This is a genomic window from Maribacter aquimarinus, from assembly GCF_047345505.1.
Classification (GTDB): domain Bacteria; phylum Bacteroidota; class Bacteroidia; order Flavobacteriales; family Flavobacteriaceae; genus Maribacter.
Genome location: NZ_JBLFEO010000025.1, coordinates 1 through 21,644 on the forward strand (window position 1 = coordinate 1; position 21,644 = coordinate 21,644).

The window sequence follows — 21,644 nt, forward strand, 5'->3', positions numbered from 1 at the left end:
GTTGCCCGAAGGACATAAGGATCTCAGGGCGTTCCATAAACGGATGATAAAATACGCGGACTACATCTTCGCCTTCCTCCACCACTATGAGGTCCCGCCGGACAACAACTCCTCGGAGCGGGCGATCAGGAACGTAAAGGTAAAACAGAAAGTTTCCGGTCAGTTCAAGACCCCCGAAGGTCCACAGTCCTATGCGGTCATAAGATCGGTCACGGATACCTGTGTCAAGAACGGACAGAACGTTTTGGGTGCATTTAAAACTATCGCTAACTTACTACCTGAATAGTTACCTATTTTTTAATGATTAGTGTCTATCACTTTTCTGAAAATACGATAAATAACACAAGAAAATATGCATTTTAACATTTTTAATGGAATTGGACCATCCCATGTTTTTTCCTCAGGTATTCCGTGGACAATATCACGATAAAGACCTGGTTTCCATGTTTGCACGCAGAGGCGAGACGAATAGTCTGGCCCTTCGGGAGCGCTGGCTATGGCGCGTCGCACGTATGGCCCTGCTGCCCCAACCTGGACCTGAAGGACACCCAATGGCCCGCAGCCCTTTTTCGAGGAAACCTCTTGGATTGTTGTGGAATAGGGTTTTTGCGCAATGATGGAACTAATGTCCTTGATGGCTTTGCACCCGGGGCACCAAGAGCAGCTCCGTTTGCCTGCCGTTGACGTACCTAAATCCGTCCTCACCAAAAAAACCTGCCTCTTCCAGCATGATGCGGATGTCCCTTTTCCACTCGGGCACGGTAATGGTGGTGTTCAGCTCAATGGCGTACACCGTATTGGGGTTCAAGGGCCAATTTTCGCCATCATCTTTCATGACACCGCCCTGCGCATCCCACATGCCAATGGTGGTGCCGGCAGAATGGCCATAAGAACCCAAGGGATGTGTATAAATGGCCGGGCGCAATCCCGCCGCCCTGGCCTGGGACAGGGATTGGGCCAAGATCTCGTTACCGGTCCTTCCGCGCACCATGTTCTTGGTGAGAAAATCCTGCACCCGGTTGCCGTCCTTGAGCCCTTCCACCAAAAAATCAGGTGCCTTGGTCTCCCCCGGCTTCAGCACATAGGCCAACTCTTGGCAATCGGTGTTTAGCCTTAGATAGGTAATGCCAAAATCGCAATGCAGCAGATCGCCGGGCATGATCACCATGTCATCCGGCCTGCCCGAAAAGGAATACAGGTGGCCCACCAATTCCTCGCTGCTGCGCTGCACGTCCACCGTGGGGTGAAACCAGCACTCCAGGCCCATGTCCGTTGCTTTTTGGCGCATCCACCATTCCACCTCCGTTGTGGTGGTCACGCCCGGGGTGATCACTTTTTCGGAGAAGGCCTCGGCGATGATGTTGTGGGTAATGCTCACCAATTGCTCATAAATGACCATTTCGCGTGCTGTCCGGGTTTCGATCCAGCGCACGGCCAAGGGCTCCGCGGAAACCACCCGATTAGCGTATTTTTTGGGGAGATTGGCCATAAAGGCTTCATAATCGGTCTTGTCCAGGCCGTCGGCAATATTGTGGTCCCTGGAGAAGTTGAGCCCTATCTTTTTTGGGTCGCGCTCTTCTATGAGCTGCATGAGCCTTTTCCATTGATCGGGTTCTTTTTCCTTGTCCCAGGCAGATACAATGTTCTGGCCCACATTGTAACGGGCCACGGCCAATTTATCAATGGTGTCCCGCTCTTTGTCCCTGTAAAAGAGTAAAATTGTCCTTCGGCGCGCGTTTAGCCAAGTGGCGGGCAGCATGGTCCTGAGCACGGGATCTTCATTGTACTCACGGGAAATCAAGACCCACATGTCCAGATCGGTTTCGTCCATAAGCTTTGGCAACAGGTGGTTAAAGCGCTCGGCAAGGATCTCATTTACCACCTGGGCGCGCTGTGCCTCTGGCAGAATGTGCTGCGCGCCAAGTAGGCCAGGGGCCCAGATACAAAACAAAAGTGCCGTAATTCCGGTTTTCATGGTCATGGTATTTAAGTCGTTGTTTTACATAGTCCCAACGGCACAATGGGGTCTCCCGTGCCTTCAGATCAACCTCGCCTGCCCCAAGGGACCGTGCTTAACGCCCGGCCAGGTAGGAGGCCAAGGTTTTTTTCCGATCAACCTTGCCGTTGGGTGTTTCTTCAAATGTATTCAAAAAAACCACTTCCCGGGGTATTTGGTACTTTTCCAAGGTGGTTTTTGTTTCCAGGGCGCTCCGCAAACGGGGTGCGTCTCCCTCCCCTTTCACAAACAGCACCAATTTTTCGCCCAAGGTCCCATCTGGCACCCCGACCAAAAAAAAAGGTTGTGCAACGTGGCCTTGGAGCACCTTTTCAATCTGCTCTGGAAACAGTTTTACCCCTCCGGAGTTAACCACGTTATCATACCTGCCCAGCCAAAAAAAACTGCGATCGGAAAGGAGGTTCACCACATCATTGGTCACCACCTTTTCTGCGGACAGCCCTGGGGCCTGCACCACGAGGCAAGCCCGCCCATCTTGTTCAAAGCGCACCCCGGGCAAGGCCAAAAAGGGCCGTTCCTCCAAGGGGTGGCCGGGAGAAGTAACGGGGAAAACCTGCCTTACCGCCACGTGGGTCACAGTTTCGGTCATGCCATAGGTTTCATAGATCTTGGTGGGCGTTTCCGCCAATGGCCACTTTACATCTTGGGGCAGCGGGGCACCTCCCACGATGAGGGTCCCCACCTTCTCCAGCCGGTTCAGGGAGTGCATTAGCTGCAAGGGCACCATGGCCGCAAAATGGTAATGCCCCACTGTTTGTTCCAAGGGTTGGGAATTGGGCGCCACGGCATCCAGTTCCAGACCAAGGACCATGGCCCGGACCAGCATCATTTTGCCGGCAATATAGTCTGCGGGAAGGCAGAGCAACGCTCTTTGGCCGGCCTTGAGCTTAAAATGGGCCGCAGTGGCCAAGGCCGAGTTCACCATCTTTTCCTTGGGAATGACAATGGCCTTTGGCGTTCCCGTGGAGCCTGATGTTGTGGTGGTGAGCGTGGCATCATCGTTTAGCCATTGCACTAGAAAGTTGCCAATGGCCTTTTCATAAGGAACCTTGGTTGCCACAAGCTTGTGGGCCTTGTTCAGTAGGGCGGGCCCATCGTACGCCCGACCGTTGAACCTAAATTGTGGGTGAACGATCATCTGCCGGTAATTGATCCATCTCAGGGCCTAAAAATTCCTTTTCGCTCAAAACGGTGCCAAAGATGCGCTCCTGCCAATTGGACCAACCGTATTTTTTGGCAAAAAGAAGCAATAACAGGGGGAAAACGACAAAGACCGGAATGAAGACCTCCCAGCCCAATTGGGGATCGGAGACATCCCTAAACAGGGCCGGGCCTTGGATTGCGACCCAATCGCTGGTGACAAACAGAGCAGCCGTCATGTTATTGGCGGCGTGGAAACCGAGGGCGAGTTCCAGACCATCGTCCATAAGGATCACAATACCCAGAAATAGCCCCGTGCCCACGTAAAAGACCATGACGCCGTAACCCAATTTCCCTACTTCCGGATTAAAAATGTGCAATAGCCCGAACAACAAGGTGGTGAACACCATGGGAAACCATCGTTTTTTGGTCATAATGCCCAACCCCTGCAACATATACCCCCGAATAAAATACTCCTCCATACTGGTCTGCAACGGTATCATAACAAGCACAATGGCCAGCAAAATCATGAACGGCCCAAGTTTAAAGTTGAACTCGTAGTCCTCTGGATAAAAATAGATGTCCACAGCAATAAAAAAAGTAGAGACCAAAGCCCAGACCCCGAAGGCAAAGAACACCCGTTTCCAATCCACACGTTTTCTAACAGTGGTAAGACTGGTTAGGGATTGTTTGTGCACAAATTTCACCCATAATAAAAGCGCACCAAGACCTATGGCGAAGGTCAAAAACACAAAAAACAGAAATGGATTGGGGCCCAACAAGCGCCTAATTTCGTCCAAATCGCCACTGATCACTGCCTCCATACCGCCCGGCTCCATCAGAGCTGCTGCCGTCAGAGGGATGCCCCCTACCAGCTGCCAGGCGATGAACACCACCAATATGCCAATGATGTAGCGCCACGCTTCACTGAGCCCTTTATATCCTTGTTCTATGTACATATTTCTTGTATTTGCCGGAAATTCCAGTCCTTTTCCTTGTGGTAAAAGAGTCCACCATCACGCACGGTCAAGGGACTTTCCAGATTATTGGTAAAGAGCGCCCCGGTACCCAGCCCTTGCGGCATGGCATTATCCAAGGTGGCGGTCCATTGGGCAATGGCATTGAGCCCCACATTGCTCTCCAAGGCACTGGTAACCCACCAGCCCACCTCCTTGTCCCGGGCCAGATCGATCCATTCTTGGCCACCCCGGTACCCTCCCACCAAACTGGGTTTCAAGATAATGTATTGCGGGCCAATACGCTCCAAAAGTCTTTTTTTATCCTGTTTCTTCGTTACCCCAATAAGTTCCTCGTCCAACGCAATGGGCAAGGGCGTTTGGGCGCAGAGCTGCTGCATTTGGGCCCACTGGCCGGGCTTTATGGGCTGTTCTATGGAGTGCAGGGAGAGTTCAGACAAGCGGGTGAGCTTATCCATGGCGGCATGGGGTGCAAAGGCCCCATTGGCATCTACCCTAAGCTCCAGTTGCGACGGGGTGAACTTGGCCCGAATGCCCTGCAACAATTTCACTTCCTTTTCAAAATCGAGGGCGCCAATTTTCAATTTTATGCACGCAAAACCTTGCGCCACCTTCTCCTGAAGCTGCTCTTGCATAAAACCAAGGTCGCCCATCCAGATGAGGCCATTAATGGCTATTGGGGCCGCTTGGGCGATAAAGGGGGAATCAAAAAGTTGAAAGGGATGGGGTGCCCTTAAAGAGCGGAAAGCTTGTTCCACTCCAAAAAAAAGACTGGGCCATTGCAACAACTGCTCCAGAAGCTTCTCTTCCCCCAGATCAATGTTATTGGCCACCCAGGCACCCATTTCCTCGTAATTGTCGTGGTCGTCACAACTGAGCCCCCTGAACAGTCCGCACTCACCGAGACCGATCTTTTTCCCGTCCGATAGATGAAGAAAATAGGTGTCCTTGGTCGTGAGCACTCCCCGGGACGTTCCTCCGGGCCGTTTAAAATTTAAGGTGTACTTTCTGAAGCTGGCTGTCATAACTGCCATAAAAGTAGGCCTTTTTCACGGCTTAAAAAATCCTTTTTGATGATAAAGAAAAAGTAGGTCCCTAGGCCGAAGGATACCTTATGACCCTGCCCAAACATCCACCCGGCAAAGTGATGGAGGGTGAGCATCAACGGGGGGCAACATGAAGGTTTCTGCCTTATGGAAGCTTGACCATGACCCGGCCAAATGGAATACAACAAACTTAAATCTTTTATACACTTAAAATTATATTAAACACTGAATTATAGTAATTTAAAATATATTTTATCTGTATTTAAAGTAGGACTGCCATTTTGTCGCTCCCCCTGGTGATGCCCTTTTGGACGGATGGCCACAGCTTTTTGGGACCGTGACCGGAAACGCCATCCAAACGGCCGAATGGCCACTAAAAACATCTTCCTTAAAATGTCCCTGACAGTCAAAAAAAAGACAACTTTAGACGAAGGGTTGCACTGGAAACTGCCCCAGGCTTTCCATCACTGTATGGGAAAACGGCTTGTTGAATTTAAGCATTTGGGACGATCCTTGGCGCAGGATGGATGTACTACCACTAGGGAAACTTTCTTTTAATGCGAAGGCAAAGGGGCCATGGCGATGGACCGATGGGAAGCTGAGACCACTGAACACCGGTGATGTAACAGAAATTCCATTCCGGCTGAAAATCCCATCTAAAATCAATCGCTTCGCCGATTTTTGCCCAATTACCGTAGCGATGGCCACTTGGCCGTACCGAACGGCACGTCCGGGCGGGTGCGGCTATCGCAAAACCCCGATTTTATTGTTCCCGAGTACTAGGAATACACCCCCATAGCAAGAGTCCATTACACCATCTGGGGAAAAAAAAGCAACATTCCCGGCCCAACCGAAGTTTTAAAAATGCTAACCGGCGCAAGGTCTATTTCCAAGTGCAAAACGGCATTTTATGCCCTGTGACATTGATGTTTTACAACATCGAAAAACACTTTAAATCAATTATATACAACTGATTCTAAAAACCACTACTTGAAGTTGAACCAAAACCTGACCCCTTCGGCGGTCTTATCCGTGTTCAGGGTGGTCTGCAATTGGTTGGCCAAGCGGTTCATCAAACGAATGCCCATGGAAGACCCGGCGCGTTCTTCCGTGTCCTCGGGCAGTCCCACCCCGTTGTCCGTATATTCAAAAAAACCTTCCTGGCCCTTTGGTTTTCTAAGGTGTATGTAAATCTTGCCGTTGTCCTCATCGTGCGGAAAAGCATATTTGAAGGAATTGGAGACCAGCTCGTTCAAGATGAGCCCAAAGGGAATGGCCCGGTCAATGTCCAGCTCCACCCCTTCCGCATCAATGGTGATGTTGATGTTGTGCCCGCCCTTTTTATAGACCGACTGGATGCTGTTGATCAAACTTTCAATATATCCCTGCATCTCAATAAAGGACAGGTCTTCGTTTTGATACAGTTTTTGATGGATGAGCGCCATGGCCTTGACACGGCTTTTTCCTTCCTCCAGGGCCTCTATGGCCGCTTTGCTGCGGGTGTTCTTGGTTTGCAGGCTCAACAGACTGGACACCATCTGCAGGTTGTTCTTCACCCTATGGTGAATTTCCTTGAGCAGGGAATCCTTCTCCACCAGGGCATTTTCTATGATCTGTTTTTGATCGGCAATGAGGCGCTGGGTCTTTACACTGCGCAGGTAGGCATAGACCAGGGCGGCCAGGCCCATGAGCAGAAAGACCAAGGTAATGAACACCAGGTTTATGCTCTTGTCCTTGTCCGCAATGTCCATTCTGGATTTTTCCAGGGCCCTCTTCTGTTCTTCAATGACCTTTCTGGAATAGGCCTCTTCTTGCGCCACCACGGTGGCAAGCTGTTGTTTCTTGATCCTGGCCGCATTATCATCCAGGGAATCACGAATGCGGAGGTTTTGCTTTAAATAATCCGTAGCGCTCTCAAAATTGCCCGTCTTGTCGTAGTAGGCGGCATAGAGTCTGTTTTGTTTTAGAATGTTGGCTGTTTTTTGTGGCACAATGTCACGGCTTAGGTAGTCCGTGGCCTTGGCAAAATCATCCATTTGCAGGTAGCACTGGGCAATTTCCAAGGTGTTCTCCACCAAATCGGGCGAAAATTTGCCTTTTTCCTGTTCACCCAAGATATCCACGCTTTCCTCCAAGAACGGAATGGCTTTTTCGTATTCTTTGAGCTGAACGTGCGTCTTTCCTATGTTCCCCAAAATGACCCCTTTCAATATCTGGGCCTCGTTGATGTCCTTTTCGCTCTTAACCTCCATCACATCTTTGAGGTGCACATCCAAAAACGCCACGGCTTTTTTAAAATAGGTCATGGCCGTTGGGGCAGACTCATCCAAGCGAAGGTAATTGCCTATGTTGTTGTTATAAATGGCGAGGGCTAGAAAATCATCTTCGGCAATGTCCTTTTTTTCCTCGGTCATATAGTCCCGCATGGCCTTTCTGTGCTGGCCCAGGTTGGAATAGATGTCATAGAAGGAAACATTCTTGGTGAGGCCCATCTCGCGTTTGCGCATCCGCACCTCTATTTGCTTGTCGTACAGTTCCAGACGGGCGTAGTTCTTGTCCAGCAGGTCCAACAAAAGAGCCTTGTCTTCCATTCTCATATGGGCCATGTCCTCAAACATCACCTTGCCCAGGGCCAGACTCTTTTCATAGTCGCCCAAATCAAAGTAAACATGGGCCTTCATGATCTCGTAATCCGTGACCGCCAGGGTATCTTTGGAGCTCTCAGCCACCTCTAGGTACACCTCCACGGCTTCCAACCAGTCATAGGCAGAGTACTTTTCGTATCTATTGGGTGTTTCAAAAAAGAAGCGACTGCGTTCCGATGAGGAGTTAAATTCCTGGAATTTTTCAAAATTGTCTTTCCCTGAAATCTCCAAGGTGTCCTGGGCCACGGAATGGCCTGGCACCAGACCGGCAACCAAGAATAGAAACACCAATGGAAAAAACGTCTTTTTCATACTATGCCTAAAGGACCCCCAGTTTAGGGAACCCGGATGCTTTTCTCAAGATTGCCGCCCACCACCCAGCATATGGGACTGCCAACCAGCCCAATAATTCGATCCGCTGTGAGGGCTTTTAACACCTTGCAGAAGCCTTGCGGTGGTAATGCAAAAATAACATTCCAATTTGGGTGGGAAAGAACAATGTTGTGTAGTCTTCCTTTTTTGTGGTGAACCTTGGGGAGGGAACAATGGGGTCTTCCACCAAAAAAATCTCAACGCTAGAGCAAACACGCCCTTTTGTATCGTAATGTTCCCCTAATCCCACGGAATGAGTCTTCCTGATCCCTTTTTACGAGTTCATTGAGGAGATGATGAAATCCTTGAAATCTTTGGAAATGGGTATCAACGTATTGTTCACCATGATATCCTTGGAGTTTATGGCATCTATGTGGTCCACATTGACAATGTAAGACTTGTGTGCCCTGTAAAATTTATTTTGGGGCAATTTCTCCAGGTAATCCTTGAGGGGCGATCGTACCAAGAATTTCTTGTCCACCGTGTTTACCTCCAAATACACGTTGTCCGCTTTTATGAACTGAATGTCCTCAAACTGGATGCGGTAGTACAAATGTTGCTTTTTTACGAATATGGAATCCTTCAAAACCGAATTGGACAAGGGGGCGCCATCGCCAGGGCCGCCATCATTGGCCTCGGCGGCTCCCTGCTTTCCATAGATGAAGTTGGAAAGGGCTATCTCTATGGAGGTATAGAGATCTTGTTGCTCAAACGGCTTTACCAGATAACCGTTGGGCTTTACGGTTTTTGCATTTTCCACCGTGGCCCGGTCCGAATTGGACGTTACGAAGATGAAAGGGATGTCATAGTTCTCGCGAATGTGCTTTCCAAGATCGATTCCCGTCTTGTCCGATGCCAGGATGATATCGATCAGCACCAGATCCACTTGCTGGGTCTTGAGAACCTCAACGGCCTGTTCGTAAACAATGACATTATCCACGATTTCGTAACCGATTTCCTCCAGCATGGACTGCATGTCATCTGCAATTATCACGTTGTCTTCAACAATCAAAATTTTAATGGGCTGTTCCAAGGTACTTCCGGTGTTTAGTTGATTTTGTTAGTTAACGTTTAAATTGGCATTTTATTATGATAAAAAATATAAAAAACCAAGGCCAAGGCAAAAGTGCTCAGCGCCAATATTTTAAGCTCTTTGTCGATCAGCTTTTCCTCTGTTAGGCCCATAAGTCGCCTCAGGTGAACGGCAATGGGCAAAAAGGCGGTCATTATCAAGAACTCCCATCCGCTGCCGTAGGTGCTGCCTATGAATGCCAAAACACAAAAAAAGGAAATGGCCAGCAGGGCAAAATGATATTTTTTTCCCCAGCCGAACCCCATTTTTACCACCAGGGTGTTTTTTCCCGCTTTCTTGTCAGACACGTGATCCCTAAGGTTGTTTAGGTTGAGAACGCCCACGCTCAACAGCCCAATGGCAATGGCCCAGGGAACACTGATAATTGGGACTTGCTTGGTATGAAGGAACATGGACCCCAAAACCCCCACCAGACCAAAAAAAACGAAGACAAAAACATCTCCAAGCCCACGGTACCCATAGGCAGAATCCCCAACCGTATAACGAATGGCGGCCCAAATGCTGCACCCTCCCAGGATGAGGAAAAAGAGCGCCAACGGCAAATCATCACCATCAAAGGAAACGTAGAGCAGACCAACCACCAGCAAAACATTGATCGCCACGGAAAGCACAATGCCCCTTTTTAAGGTGCTTTGGGTAAGTTGTCCGCTTTGCAGGGCCCTGGCGGGACCAATGCGGTCTTCATTGTCCGTTCCCTTGACGCCGTCTCCGTAATCATTGGCAAAGTTGGAGGTTACTTGGAAGCCAATGGTGGTCAGTAGGGACAAAAGGAAGATCCAACCGTTGTACTGGCCAAAATAACTGGCCAGACCGGCGCCCACCACAACACCGGAAATGGAAAGGGGCAGGGTTCTGGGCCTGGCCGCATCCAGCCAAGTTCTAATGCCGCCCACTAATTGGGGTCTTCGATCTGGATGCGCTTTCCGTTTTGGTAGGAAGCCACGAAAGCATCGTCAAAGCCTATTTTTAGCAGTTGCTCCCTGAACAAACGGGCCTCTTCCAATGTCTCAAAGTTGCCCAAAGAATAACTGTAGAACGGATTGGTTTTAACGAAAAGGGTATTGGTGAGCGCCTCCGACGCCAAGGTCACGTTATTGTCCACAAACGATTTTACCTGTACGGAATAGATTTTCTCCTTCTCCAAGAAATTCTTGGCCAAGTAAAACTCCTTGACCAAACTCAATTCCTCGTTCTGCTTCTGTAAGTTGTTGAGCCTGGTGCGCACGGCTTCCAAACTGTCTATGGAAGTAACCACCATGTTGTTGCTCTTATTGAAAGAACTGGAACGCGTTACCCCGGCAAAATAGGTGGCCACGCCCAAACCGGCCAACAAAAACAAAATGGTGAAACTGGCAAAAACATTTCGTTGCGTCCGGCTCTTTTTTATTTCCCGGTTCTTGTATTTGATCTGGTCCAATAAACGCTCGTTGATGATCTGTGCCTTGTCTATGTCCTTGTGCAATTCCAACAGGTCGCTTTCTTCTATGAACGGCATACTATACTTCTTTTGCGGTTATTATGGCCTATTGAGTGCCTTGATTATAGGGCTAAAATTAATACTATTCCCAAAATTAAGCAATTAAAGATCAATAAATGGGAAACCGAATGTAAATCAACACATTATGGCTGTAACACTGCTTACAGCGCATTTAGTCCCTTGCCAGTGTGATCCCTTCCGGGCTCAGGGTTACCTTGCGCTCCCTGTACAAGGTGCCCAACCCCTTTTTAAACGTTTTTTTGCTCATTTGCAGCGCATCTCGGATGTCATTGGGGTCAGATTTGTCATGCAGGGCCAAGAACCCATCATTGGCCAACAAGGTGTCGTATATTTTTGCGGCCGCAGGTTCCAGTACCCTGGCACCCAAGGGTTGTAGCGAAATATCCAATTTGTTGTCCTCCCTGATCTTTTTTATACATCCGGGGATGACGTCGCCAATATTAAGGGTCTTAAAGACTTCGTTGAAATAGACCAGGCCTTTGTGGCGGTCGTTCACGATCACCTCCCAACCCAGATCGGTCTGCCGGGTAATGACCAGGGTCACCTCGTCCCATTCCTTGACCTCCAAATGGTCATTGCTCAAAAACTTATCCAACTTGTTGGAGGCCACCAACCTGCCCGATTTTGCATCCAAATAGCAGTGCACCACATACCACTGTCCTTGCTTCATCTTAACACGCTGCTCCCTGAAAGGCACCAACAGGTGCTTCTCCAGGCCCCATTCCATAAACGCCCCAAACTCATTTACCTCCACTACCTGCAACAATCTAAATTCGCCCAGCATAATGTCCGGTTCCAACGTAGTGGCCACCGGCCTTTCATCATAGTCCAAATAACAGAACACCTCCATTTGTGCCCCTATTTGGTAGTCTTCGGGCACATATTTGTTGGGCAGGAGCACATCATTGCCCAGACCGTCTCCAAGAAAAAGACCCACACTGGTGTCCCTCAATATTTCCAAGGTATTTAATTTCCCAAGTTCTATCATACCGCAAAATTACCATAATATGGGGCAAAACCGTTAAAAGAGGGAGAAAATAGCGCCCTCTGGCCAATGAAGTGCAGCTTTAAAGATTTTGGAGGCCCCAAAGGTGCCGTGATACCGGCAGTAATGGCCTTGCCGTGGGCCAAATCACGGTTTTGAGGCAGTGGGGCTCCTCCGGTTACCCAAAAAGATAACCACACCAAGATGCCATGGCATCCGTCCCATTGTGCCCAGTGGCAAGTTAGGCCCAATCCAACACAGCCAGGGCGCCTCGTGGACTTCTGGGGTTGGCTTTCCCACAGCGGCCCCAAACCATTTGCCATTTTATTTTTGGCCCGGGGCCCTGTTCCTGACCCTAGGCCCCATCCCATATTCTCCCCTAAAGCCAGTTGGGCAAGCACAAAAAAAGCCGTCCCTGATGGAGACGGCCTTATATGATAAAAAGTATCGCGAATATTAATAGACGGAAGCTTTTTTGAAGTGCTTGCAAAGCATATAGTAAACCACTGCCCTGTGCTTGTTTCTGTTTGCAGAGCCATATTTGTCCATAACGGTCTTAATCGCCTCCATTAATTTGGGACTGTCGGCCATGCCCAATTTCTTAATGAGGTAGTTGTTCTTGACCGTTTCCAATTCCTTCTCATCGCCGCCGGACACTTTGGAAGCGTCCAGATTGTAGATGGATGGCCCCAGGCCAATGGTCACCTTGGTCAACAGATCCATATCGGGAGCCTCACCAAATTTGTTCTTGATGTCTTCCGCGTACTTTTCAATTAAATCGTCTCTTTTACTCATAATGTTCTAGTGTTTGTGATTTTGATAGTTAATTGGCGCCTAAGATATAAAATGAAAGTAATCTGTCAAAATTTTATTGTTGCTTATTCTCGGGGTAACGACCTCCAAGAGTCTGGGGCCCCGCCGTTTCTTAAAAAAAACAGGTAGTTTTTGTTGCAGCTCCTTCTCATTTTCTGCCTTTGAATAGTCCAAGCCAAACATTTTGCACAGTTGGCTCGCCCCAAGTTCATGCTTGGTCTCGAAAAAGGTGGCAAAATTATCGGTTTCCTCCATTCCGGGCAATATCCTAAAAATGCCCCCTCCCCCATTGTTTACCACAATGATCTTAAAATCATTTCTCAGATAGTTGTTCCAGAGTCCGTTGTTGTCATAAAAGAAGCTGAGGTCGCCAGTAATGAGAACGGTGGGGTGCCCTGCAATTTGGGAGGCGCCCACCGCCGTGGAGGTGCTCCCGTCTATACCACTGGTGCCCCTGTTGCAAAACACCTTGATCGATGGGTGCAGATCGTACAGCTGCGCGTAACGCACGGTAGAACTGTTGGCCAGTTGCAGCATAAAATCCCTTGGAATGGCAGAAAGTATGTGGTGAAAGGCCAGAAAGTCCGAAAAGGGGATTTGTTTTAGGTACGCCGCCCTTCTTTCCCGATACTTCTTTTTTAAAAGGGCCAGGTCGTGCTGGTAGTTACCGGTTGTGTTCGTGTGCCCGCCATACAGCTTTTTCAAGAATTCATTGGGGGTGCCGTGGACATGGGCCTTTAGGCAGAAAAAAGTGTCGTTGGCCGTTGGCCCGCCCACGTGCCAATGGGCCTTGGGCTGGTGTTCCCGTAAAAAAGCCTTAATTTTTTTTGATACGATCAAGCCGCCAAAGGTGAGCAAAATCTCTGGTTGCAAGGCCTTGAAGGATTCTTGTTTCCTGGAGGAAAGCTCCATGGGGGCGATCATGGTATCTATGGCGTTGAAAAAATGGGGGTGGTGCAGGTTGGAGGTGGTTTCCGTGAACACCACCACGCTGGGATCATTGGCCAGCATTTCCAATTGTTCTTGCTGCACACTGCCGGGAGGGTTAACCCCCACCAATACCATTTTCTTTTTTGCCTTTTGCCATTGGGCCGCCCAATCCTGGCCCAGTACAACCGTTTTCTCCTTCCGGTGTTGCCTGTTGGTGTTGGCCTTAATGGAGGGCGCCGTTAAAAAGTCATAGAGGGGCTCCTCGAACGGGGCATTGATGTGCACCGGCAATCCCTGTTCAATGGCGGTTTCCAGAGCCTGTTGCAGCAGCTGGTCATTGGTTTGCTGCCTTTTTTTTTGCAGGGCTTCCACGCTGCCGTCAACAAACCAATTGGGCCGGTATCGCCGCACGCGCTGCATTGCGTGGGTAAGGTCCATCAATAAATTGGCACTGTATCCTATGTGGCGGTGAAACACATTGTCCTGCCTTATGGTTTGTCCGTCGCCCACATCAATTTTATAGGGGGGCCTATCGGCAGAGATGACCACCAAGGGGATATGGCTATAGAAGGCTTCGGCCACGGCCGGATAATAATTGAGCACAGCACTGCCCGAGGTGCAAACGAGCGCCACGGGTGCCTGCAATTGCTGGGCCATCCCCAGGGCAAAAAAAGCGGCACTGCGCTCATCCACAATGCTGTAGCATTTAAAAAAGGGGTTTTCGGTAAAGGAAATGGTCAACGGGGCACTCCGGGATCCCGGTGAAATTACAATACGATCAATATGGTTGGCCTCTAAGTGCTGCACCACCGTCTGCGCCAAGGGTATGGAAGAGTATCTCATAAAGTACAAAAATACGACCTCAGCGCCTCTTAACCCAAGCCAAGGCCCTTTAAATTTACCCCAGCACGCGCAAGATGGTGCTGGTCTTACTCACGGTTTCCTCCCATTCTTTTTTAGGGTCGCTAAACGCCGTTATCCCGCCACCCACGTAGAGGTGTGCCCGATCTTGGCGCACTTCCATACAGCGGAGGTTCACATAGAGGTCTGAGGTGGTCTTAATGGCCCGGTAGGCCAAATTTTCCACATTATGGCGGCCCCGGTCCCGGTACACTTCTTCCTTTAGGTTCAGCTCCCCCAAAAATCCGGTATAATAGTTACGGTCATAGCCCTCATGGGCCAAAATGAATTCCTTGGCCGCCCGGGCGGGCAGCCCGCAAACGGCTGGGGTGGGGTGCAGTTGGCGCACTATTGTCCCCAAATCGTCCTTTTTGTACTTGGCGCTTATTTGTGTGCGCAGGTGCCATAGCTTTCCGGCCCTGACGGTCTGGGTGTCCGAAATTTTCAATCCAGCGACGTGTGGGGTCAAGGTCTGCGTTATGTAATCGGTGACCATTTGTTGCTCTTCCAGCTCTTTTTTGGACCACTGGGGCCGCTTTCCCTCTACATACGGCAGGGTGCCCGCGAGCGACATCGTGGTTAGGGAACTTCCCCTTGTGCTCAGCAATATTTCCGGGGTGGCGCCCAACCACATCCCTATTTTGGGATGGTACCACAAATAACAGAACGCCCCCCTATGGGCCGCCAACAATCTTTTGAAAATGGTAAGGGGCCCTGCCCGTAAGGGCTGTTCCATTTTTCTGGAAAGCACCACCTTGTCCATCTGTCCGGAGGCAATGGCCATCATCCCTTTCCTTACCAGGCGCATGTGCTTGGCGGCAGCTCCAGGGGAGGGCGCTGCCATCGCTGCCGTGCCAAAGTCCATTTGTTCGTAGTCCACGGAAACCTCCAGGGTTTGTTCCCAAGGCAGCAACACCGCCCTTGCCGCGCTGTGGAAAGGGGCAAAGACAAATCCGGATTCTTGGTAATTGCCCACGGTGTTGAGCGTGTCATCTTGCTGAAAGACCCCCTTTAACCGCCGGCCCTTGGGCTTTCTGTAAAGGACAAAGGGAAGTTGACCCTGCAGCTGTTCTGCCGCTTTGTTGAAGAGCGCTTCCAATGCCTTATTTTTTGGGTAGGGAAATGGTGCTGAGCCTTACCACGGAAATGAGGTTTTGGGCTTCATCGGTGACCTTGATGTCCCACAGCTGGGTGGTTCTGCCCTTGTGCACAAAGGTGGCACGGGCATACACAAAGCCTTCTTTTGCGCCTTTTAGATGGTTGGCGGATATCTCAATGCCCCGAACAAAAAAATGTTCGGCATCCAAAAAGATATAGCAGGCCATACTGCCCACACTTTCGGCCAGGGCCACCGTGGCGCCACCGTGCAAAATCCCATCTGGCTGGTACACCTTAGGGCCCACCGGCATCCTGGCAACAAGAAAGTCTTCGCCAACGTCCGTGTAAACAATATCCAAGGTCTGCATGAGCGTGTTTTCTGAAGCATCGTTGCAAACCTTTAGAATCCTATCTTTGTGCTCGGTCATTCTTTTTTGGTAAAATTAACAAACCCCTAGCACAAACTTCTTAAGGTATTCTTAATTTGAAAACAGCAACCCACACCAAGACGGTCTCCTACACCAGCACCAATTCCTATGAAACCCGTGGAGAACTCACGGAGCACACCCAATACGTTTGGCTGGTGTTTCATGGCATAGGATACCTGAGTCGCTACTTTTTAAGATATTTTGATGTCCTGTGCCAGAAGGAACACTATATCATAGCCCCGCAGGCCCCGGCCAAATATTATTTAAAGGACGATTATAAGTATGTGGGCGCCAGTTGGCTCACCAAGGAGAACACCTCCCAAGAAATCCGGAACAACCTGAACTATCTTGATCAGGTGATGCAGGCCGAAGCCGTTCCCAAAAATTGCAAGCTCGTTGTCTTGGGGTTTTCACAAGGGGTCTCCATGGCCACCAGGTGGCTGGCGCACAGCAAACGCCCGTGCCACAGACTCCTGCTCTTTGCGGGCAGGGTGCCCCAGGAGCTCCGCGCCCAGGACATGCAACACCTTGAGACCGGTGGTACGGAAATATACAGCCTTGTGGGCGATCAGGACCCCTTTATTTCCCCGGCCTTGATGGCGTTGGAACAGGAGCACCTGAAATCCCTTTTTGGGAACACCGTAAAACACCTGGTGTTTGCGGGTGGGCACGAGATCAAAAAAGAGATGCTGCCTTCCTTGGCGGAAAGTTGATACGGAGCCTTGGCCACCACTTTGCCGATGGGATCACCGCCCTACCGCCTATTTTTGATCCTCCGTGGGGGCGGGAGCATAATAGCTTATCTTCCTGGTCACGTAGGAGTTTTCCGGTGTCTCAATTTTTTTGATCCAGTTTTGCGGTACCGAACCGTCAAATTGGTACATAAACTTCTTTTCGGTGGTTACCTTTCCTTTTTTGGACACTTCCAAAACCAACCGATCCCCTTCATCATATTCAAAGGTGGTTTTCACGGTGGGCACAAAGCTCTTTTTTTCAGGGTCCCAATGGAACAGCTGTCTTTCCAGTATCAAACCGTCTTCACCTGTCACCTCTTCCACCGCTTCCTCCGGCACTCCCTCAATATATTTTTTGGTGAGCTTTACGTGACGTACCGCTCCGGTCTTGGTCTTTTTTTTGGAGGTACGTACCAATTTTGTGGGCACGTCGTTCCATAAGTGGGTCACCGTGGTCTCCCCGTTTTCCCTCTTGTGTTCCAATGACATCTCGTCCTTGCCCTCATCGTTTAAGCGCACAAATCCGTTTAGATTGCCATCTGCGCCATAAGCGTACACATACTGTTCCTGGAAAGAACGATCATAGGAAATGACACGTTCGGTGATTTTTTTGGTGGCGGCACTGTCTTGGCCAGATCCCTCCTGGACCTCATAGAAGTGGGCAATGGAAGTGGCCGGATCAAAGGTGCCGTTCCTGTAGGACTCAGAGCGTTTCTCCTGGAGATTGCCCTTTACGCCGTACTTATAGTAAACCACCTCATAATCCGTTTCGTTGAATTCGGTGACGCTCTTGGTGAGCAGGCCCTGCTCGTTGAACTCATAGGTCTCCTTTCCATAAGAGGTAAGGACCTCTGCGGACTTTACCGGGCCCCTAAGGTCAAAGTCTTCTTTGCCCAACACTTGGATGAACTGGGATGGAGCGCTCCCAGAAAAAGTGAGACCAACCAGCAAAAAAAGGATAAGCGCTCTTTTGTCCATAACACAAAACTACCCCAAATTAGATTATTAAGGCCCAAAAGTGGTGTCAATTCGTTGAGTGGCGGTCTTTTTCATGCCATTCCATCATCATCGCGCCATTTTACCGGAGCAATACCACTTTGGCACCCTTGCCCGCCCTTGGCCATCCCTTTGCACATCCAGAACCTCCGCGCCCTATCTAGTGCGCGCGCAGCCTTTTAAGGGGGCAGGTTTCCCAGACGCCTCCCAGGCCGCGGCCAGACCGTTCCCAGCGAACATGATCCGCTCAAGGGCCGGAAAGCAAGGAGGTGCTTTAAAGCCGGTGTGCCAAAAAAAAAGCACCACAGCGAACTGTGGTGCCTTCTTGTTGTTGTGGGCTGCCCAAGGAGCTTCTGTGCCCTGGCGGTTACGGGATGTTACTTTACTTCCTCAAAGTCCACATCTTCCACATTATCACCTTCCGGAGCACCGTTGGACGCGGTATCGCCTCCAGCGGAACCCGCGGCATCGCCACCGGGCTGTTGGGCTTCGGCCTGTGCCTTGTACATTTCTTCGGATGCGGTCTTCCAGGCTTCATTGATCTTGTCCAAGGCGGGTGTGATCAAGGCCAGGTCTTTGGCCTTATAGGCCTTTTTCAATTCTTCCAAAGCGGCCTCTATGGGCTTCTTCTTATCGTCCGACAGTTTATCGCCAAACTCCTTCAGCTGCTTCTCGGTCTGGAAAATCATCCCATCTGCCTCATTGAGCTTGTCCGCCGTCTCTTTCGCTTTCTTGTCCGCTTCGGCATTGGCCTCCGCCTCGGCCTTCATTTTGGCGATCTCCTCTTCGGTGAGGCCTGAAGAGGCCTCAATGCGGATGTCCTGCGATTTGTTGGTGGCCTTATCCGTTGCCGAGACCTTGATGATACCGTTGGCATCAATGTCAAAGGTCACCTCAATCTGTGGCGTTCCTCGTGGCGCGGGGGGTATGCCATCCAAGTGGAACCTTCCAATGGTCTTGTTGTCCGAGGCCATGGGGCGCTCTCCTTGCAGCACGTGGATCTCCACGGAGGGCTGGTTGTCCGCGGCCGTGGAAAACACTTGCGATTTCTTGGTGGGTATGGTGGTGTTGGCCTCGATCAGTTTGGTCATGACGCTGCCCATGGTCTCAATGCCCAGGGAAAGGGGCGTAACGTCCAACAGCAGTACATCCTTGACATCACCGGTCAAGACACCACCCTGTATGGCGGCCCCAATGGCCACCACCTCATCGGGGTTTACCCCCTTGGATGGTTTTTTACCAAAGAACTTCTCCACGGCCTCCTGTACGGCGGGTATTCTGGTGGAACCGCCCACCAAGATAATTTCATCGATATCGCTCTTGGAGAGTCCCGCTGCCTTCATCGCGGTCTCGCAGGGCTCAATGGTGCGCTTTACCAAATCATCGATCAACTGCTCAAACTTGGATCGGGACAGGGTGCGCACAAGGTGCTTGGGCCCGGTGGCGGTTGCCGTTACGTAGGGCAGGTTTATTTCTGTCTGGGCGGAAGAAGAAAGTTCTATCTTGGCCTTTTCCGCAGCTTCGCGAAGGCGCTGCAATGCCATGGCATCATCACGCAGGTCCATGGACTCTTCCTTTTTAAACTCCTCTGCCAACCAATCTATGATTTTTTGGTCCACGTCATCTCCGCCCAAGTGGGTGTCTCCGTCCGTGGAAAGTACTTCAAAAACGCCATCTCCCAGTTCCAGGATGGAAACGTCATGCGTACCTCCCCCAAAGTCGAAAACCACAATTTTCTGGTCGGTGTCCTTTTTGTCCATCCCGTAGGCCAGTGAGGCCGCCGTGGGCTCATTGATGATGCGCTCCACTGTAAGTCCGGCAATCTCCCCTGCCTCCTTGGTGGCCTGGCGCTGCGCATCATTAAAATATGCCGGTACGGTAATAACGGCCCTTGAGACATCTTGCCCTAGGTAATCCTCTGCCGTCTTCTTCATCTTTTGGAGGATCATGGCAGACAGTTCCTGCGGGGTGTACATTCTTCCATCTATGTCCACCCTGGGGGTATCGTTGTCTCCCTTGACCACTTTATAGGGAACACGGTCCACTTCCTTGCTGGATTCCGAAAATTTGTTCCCCATAAACCTCTTTATGGAGTAAATGGTCTTGGCGGGATTGGTCACCGCCTGTCTTTTGGCGGGATCGCCCACCTTTATTTCTCCGCCCTCCACGAAAGCGATGACGGATGGTGTTGTTCTTTTACCTTCTGCATTCGGGATTACCACCGGTTCGTTGCCCTCCATTACGGAGACACAGGAATTGGTGGTGCCCAAATCTATACCTATGATCTTGCTCATTATGTTTGTTTTAGAATATTAGTGCTTCATTTTAGGTGCGTGCTGTAAAAAACAATTAATATGCCAAGGGCAGAAAACTGACAGGATGTCACCAACACCATCTTTTGGCCACCGCTTATGACAAAACAATGTCTCCCAAAGGCGCCATCCAGGCACCGCAAGACAAAAAAACAACGGTAAAACACCCGCTTTGTTCGTATCTTGGCCCCAATAAAATTTAGGGTCATGTTACAAATGGAATGCATCAGTGTCTTTGATATGCTAAAAATAGGCATAGGCCCCTCCAGCTCCCATACCTTGGGGCCCTGGCGGGCGGCACAACGTTGGCTCCAGTCTTTGGAAAGGCAAGGGGCACTGGACCAGGTGGTGACTGTAAAAGGGCATCTCTACGGGTCGCTCTCCCTCACGGGCAAGGGCCATGCCACGGACTATGCCATCTTTATGGGACTCTCTGGCACCGATCCGGAACGCATTCCCATCACGGCCATTGAAGAGACCATACAGGAAATAAAGAAAACCGGAACGCTCTTATTGAACGGGGAGCGGCGCATTCCGTTTTCTGTGGAGAATGATTTGGTGTACCATAGGAAATTCCTGCCCTATCATGCCAATGGACTCAAATTTGAGGCCGTCCTAAAAAACGGCAAAAAGAAGACCAATACCTATTATTCCATCGGCGGGGGCTTTGTGGTGGTCCAGGAACGCAAGAACGCCAAGAAAAAAGAGGCGGCATTCAACACCTTTCCGCATCCCATCCAAACGGGGGCGGAACTGCTGGATTATTGCGCCCGGGAGAAGAAGGGCATTTGGGAGATCGTACTGGACAATGAACGCTCCCTACGGACCGATTCCCAAATAGACGGCGAACTGCAGCGCATTTGGAACACCATGCTGGAGTGCATGTACATAGGATGCCATACCCAGGGCACCTTGCCCGGCGGGCTGCGCGTTAAACGAAGGGCCTTTGACCTGCACGAAAAATTAAAGGGCGATGTGCCTTATGACACCCCCCAGGAGTGGTTGCAGAGCATACGGCAGACCGAGGTGAAATTCAGGCAGATCCTACAATGGGTAAGCTGCTTTGCCTTGAGCGTTAACGAGGTAAACGCCTCCCTGGGGCGGGTGGTCACCGCTCCCACCAACGGCAGTGCCGGTGTTATCCCGGCCGTATTGATGTACTACCTGGTCATTGAGAACCACGCCGGCAATTTTGAGCATATCAAAGAGTTTTTACTGGTGGCCGGGGAAATTGGCAGCATCTTTAAGAAAGGGGCCACCATATCGGCGGCCATGGGCGGGTGCCAGGCAGAGATCGGGGTTTCCTCGGCCATGGCCGCCGGAGCCCTCACCTCCCTTTTGGGGGGCACGCCGGAGCAGGTCTTGATGGCCGCGGAAATTGCGATGGAGCACCATCTGGGCCTAACCTGCGACCCCATCGGGGGGCTGGTTCAAGTGCCCTGCATTGAGCGAAATTCCATGGGCGCCATAAAGGCGATCAACGCTTCGGAACTGGCCCTTGGCTCCGACCCCAAGGATGCCAAGGTGCCCCTTGACAAAGTGGTACAGACCATGTGGGAAACGGCCAAGGATATGAGCTCCAAATACAAAGAGACCTCGGAGGGCGGTTTGGCCGTTGGGGTGTTCCTGAGCGATTGCTGATCGCAGGAAGGGGAAAAAA

The 21,644-nt window shown here is 50.5% G+C and carries 18 protein-coding genes; 3 read left to right on the forward strand and 15 right to left on the reverse strand.

Going from position 1 to position 21,644, the window contains the following annotated elements; translation table 11 throughout:
• Positions 1-286 (forward strand): IS66 family transposase (locus ACKWCC_RS15320; protein WP_413996834.1); only part of this gene is annotated, 286 nt, incomplete at its 5' end.
• 336 nt (positions 287-622) lie between these two features.
• Here ACKWCC_RS15320 and ACKWCC_RS15325 read toward each other — a convergent pair.
• The 13 genes from ACKWCC_RS15325 to ACKWCC_RS15385 all read right to left on the reverse strand — a co-directional run bounded on the left by ACKWCC_RS15325 (position 623) and on the right by ACKWCC_RS15385 (position 15,942).
• Positions 623-1,975 (reverse strand): M24 family metallopeptidase, encoded by a 1,353-nt coding sequence (locus ACKWCC_RS15325; RefSeq protein ID WP_413996835.1) that lies wholly within the window; start codon positions 1,973-1,975, stop codon positions 623-625.
• A 97-nt stretch (positions 1,976-2,072) separates the two neighbouring features.
• Positions 2,073-3,155, reverse strand: coding sequence for an AMP-binding protein (locus ACKWCC_RS15330; RefSeq protein ID WP_413996836.1), 1,083 nt, complete (start codon positions 3,153-3,155; stop codon positions 2,073-2,075).
• Positions 3,133-4,116: a CPBP family intramembrane glutamic endopeptidase gene (locus tag ACKWCC_RS15335; protein ID WP_413996837.1), complete on the reverse strand. Its 984-nt coding sequence runs from the start codon at positions 4,114-4,116 to the stop codon at positions 3,133-3,135. The genes ACKWCC_RS15330 and ACKWCC_RS15335 overlap by 23 nt, the downstream gene beginning before the upstream one ends.
• Positions 4,107-5,168, reverse strand: coding sequence for an o-succinylbenzoate synthase (locus ACKWCC_RS15340; RefSeq protein WP_413996838.1), 1,062 nt, complete (start codon positions 5,166-5,168; stop codon positions 4,107-4,109). The genes ACKWCC_RS15335 and ACKWCC_RS15340 overlap by 10 nt, the downstream gene beginning before the upstream one ends.
• 998 nt (positions 5,169-6,166) lie before the next feature.
• On the reverse strand, positions 6,167-8,137 hold the full coding sequence (locus tag ACKWCC_RS15345; RefSeq protein WP_413996839.1) for a sensor histidine kinase: 1,971 nt from the start codon (positions 8,135-8,137) through the stop codon (positions 6,167-6,169).
• A 334-nt stretch (positions 8,138-8,471) separates the two neighbouring features.
• Positions 8,472-9,230 (reverse strand): LytR/AlgR family response regulator transcription factor, encoded by a 759-nt coding sequence (locus ACKWCC_RS15350; RefSeq protein ID WP_413996840.1) that lies wholly within the window; start codon positions 9,228-9,230, stop codon positions 8,472-8,474.
• Positions 9,231-9,268: 38 nt separating this feature from the next.
• On the reverse strand, positions 9,269-10,183 hold the full coding sequence (gene menA / locus ACKWCC_RS15355; protein WP_413996841.1) for a 1,4-dihydroxy-2-naphthoate octaprenyltransferase: 915 nt from the start codon (positions 10,181-10,183) through the stop codon (positions 9,269-9,271).
• Positions 10,183-10,785, reverse strand: a complete 603-nt coding sequence (locus tag ACKWCC_RS15360; protein ID WP_413996842.1) for an SPOR domain-containing protein — start codon at positions 10,783-10,785, stop codon at positions 10,183-10,185. The genes menA and ACKWCC_RS15360 overlap by 1 nt, the downstream gene beginning before the upstream one ends.
• 154 nt (positions 10,786-10,939) lie before the next feature.
• Entirely contained in the window at positions 10,940-11,776 is an 837-nt protein-coding gene (locus ACKWCC_RS15365; protein ID WP_413996843.1) for a CvfB family protein, read from the reverse strand.
• A 453-nt stretch (positions 11,777-12,229) separates the two neighbouring features.
• Positions 12,230-12,568 (reverse strand): DUF2853 family protein, encoded by a 339-nt coding sequence (locus ACKWCC_RS15370; protein ID WP_413996844.1) that lies wholly within the window; start codon positions 12,566-12,568, stop codon positions 12,230-12,232.
• Positions 12,569-12,607: 39 nt separating this feature from the next.
• Positions 12,608-14,359, reverse strand: coding sequence for a 2-succinyl-5-enolpyruvyl-6-hydroxy-3-cyclohexene-1-carboxylate synthase (menD, locus tag ACKWCC_RS15375; RefSeq protein ID WP_413996845.1), 1,752 nt, complete (start codon positions 14,357-14,359; stop codon positions 12,608-12,610).
• 55 nt (positions 14,360-14,414) lie between these two features.
• On the reverse strand, positions 14,415-15,515 hold the full coding sequence (locus ACKWCC_RS15380) for a chorismate-binding protein (RefSeq protein WP_413996846.1): 1,101 nt from the start codon (positions 15,513-15,515) through the stop codon (positions 14,415-14,417).
• 4 nt (positions 15,516-15,519) lie between these two features.
• Positions 15,520-15,942 (reverse strand): PaaI family thioesterase, encoded by a 423-nt coding sequence (locus ACKWCC_RS15385; RefSeq protein WP_413996847.1) that lies wholly within the window; start codon positions 15,940-15,942, stop codon positions 15,520-15,522.
• Between the two features lie 56 nt (positions 15,943-15,998).
• Here ACKWCC_RS15385 and ACKWCC_RS15390 point away from each other — a divergent pair, with 56 nt between their 5' ends.
• A complete protein-coding gene (locus ACKWCC_RS15390; RefSeq protein WP_413996848.1) occupies positions 15,999-16,655 on the forward strand; it encodes an alpha/beta hydrolase in 657 nt (218 codons plus the stop codon).
• A gap of 48 nt (positions 16,656-16,703) precedes the next feature.
• Here the strand turns inward: ACKWCC_RS15390 and ACKWCC_RS15395 are convergent, their stop codons facing one another.
• Positions 16,704-17,654: a hypothetical protein gene (locus ACKWCC_RS15395; protein ID WP_413996849.1), complete on the reverse strand. Its 951-nt coding sequence runs from the start codon at positions 17,652-17,654 to the stop codon at positions 16,704-16,706.
• Between the two features lie 395 nt (positions 17,655-18,049).
• On the reverse strand, positions 18,050-19,966 hold the full coding sequence (gene dnaK, locus ACKWCC_RS15400) for a molecular chaperone DnaK (RefSeq protein ID WP_413996850.1): 1,917 nt from the start codon (positions 19,964-19,966) through the stop codon (positions 18,050-18,052).
• A gap of 234 nt (positions 19,967-20,200) precedes the next feature.
• Here dnaK and ACKWCC_RS15405 point away from each other — a divergent pair, with 234 nt between their 5' ends.
• Positions 20,201-21,625 (forward strand): L-serine ammonia-lyase, encoded by a 1,425-nt coding sequence (locus ACKWCC_RS15405; protein WP_413996882.1) that lies wholly within the window; start codon positions 20,201-20,203, stop codon positions 21,623-21,625.
• The last annotated feature ends 19 nt before the right edge of the window (positions 21,626-21,644 follow it).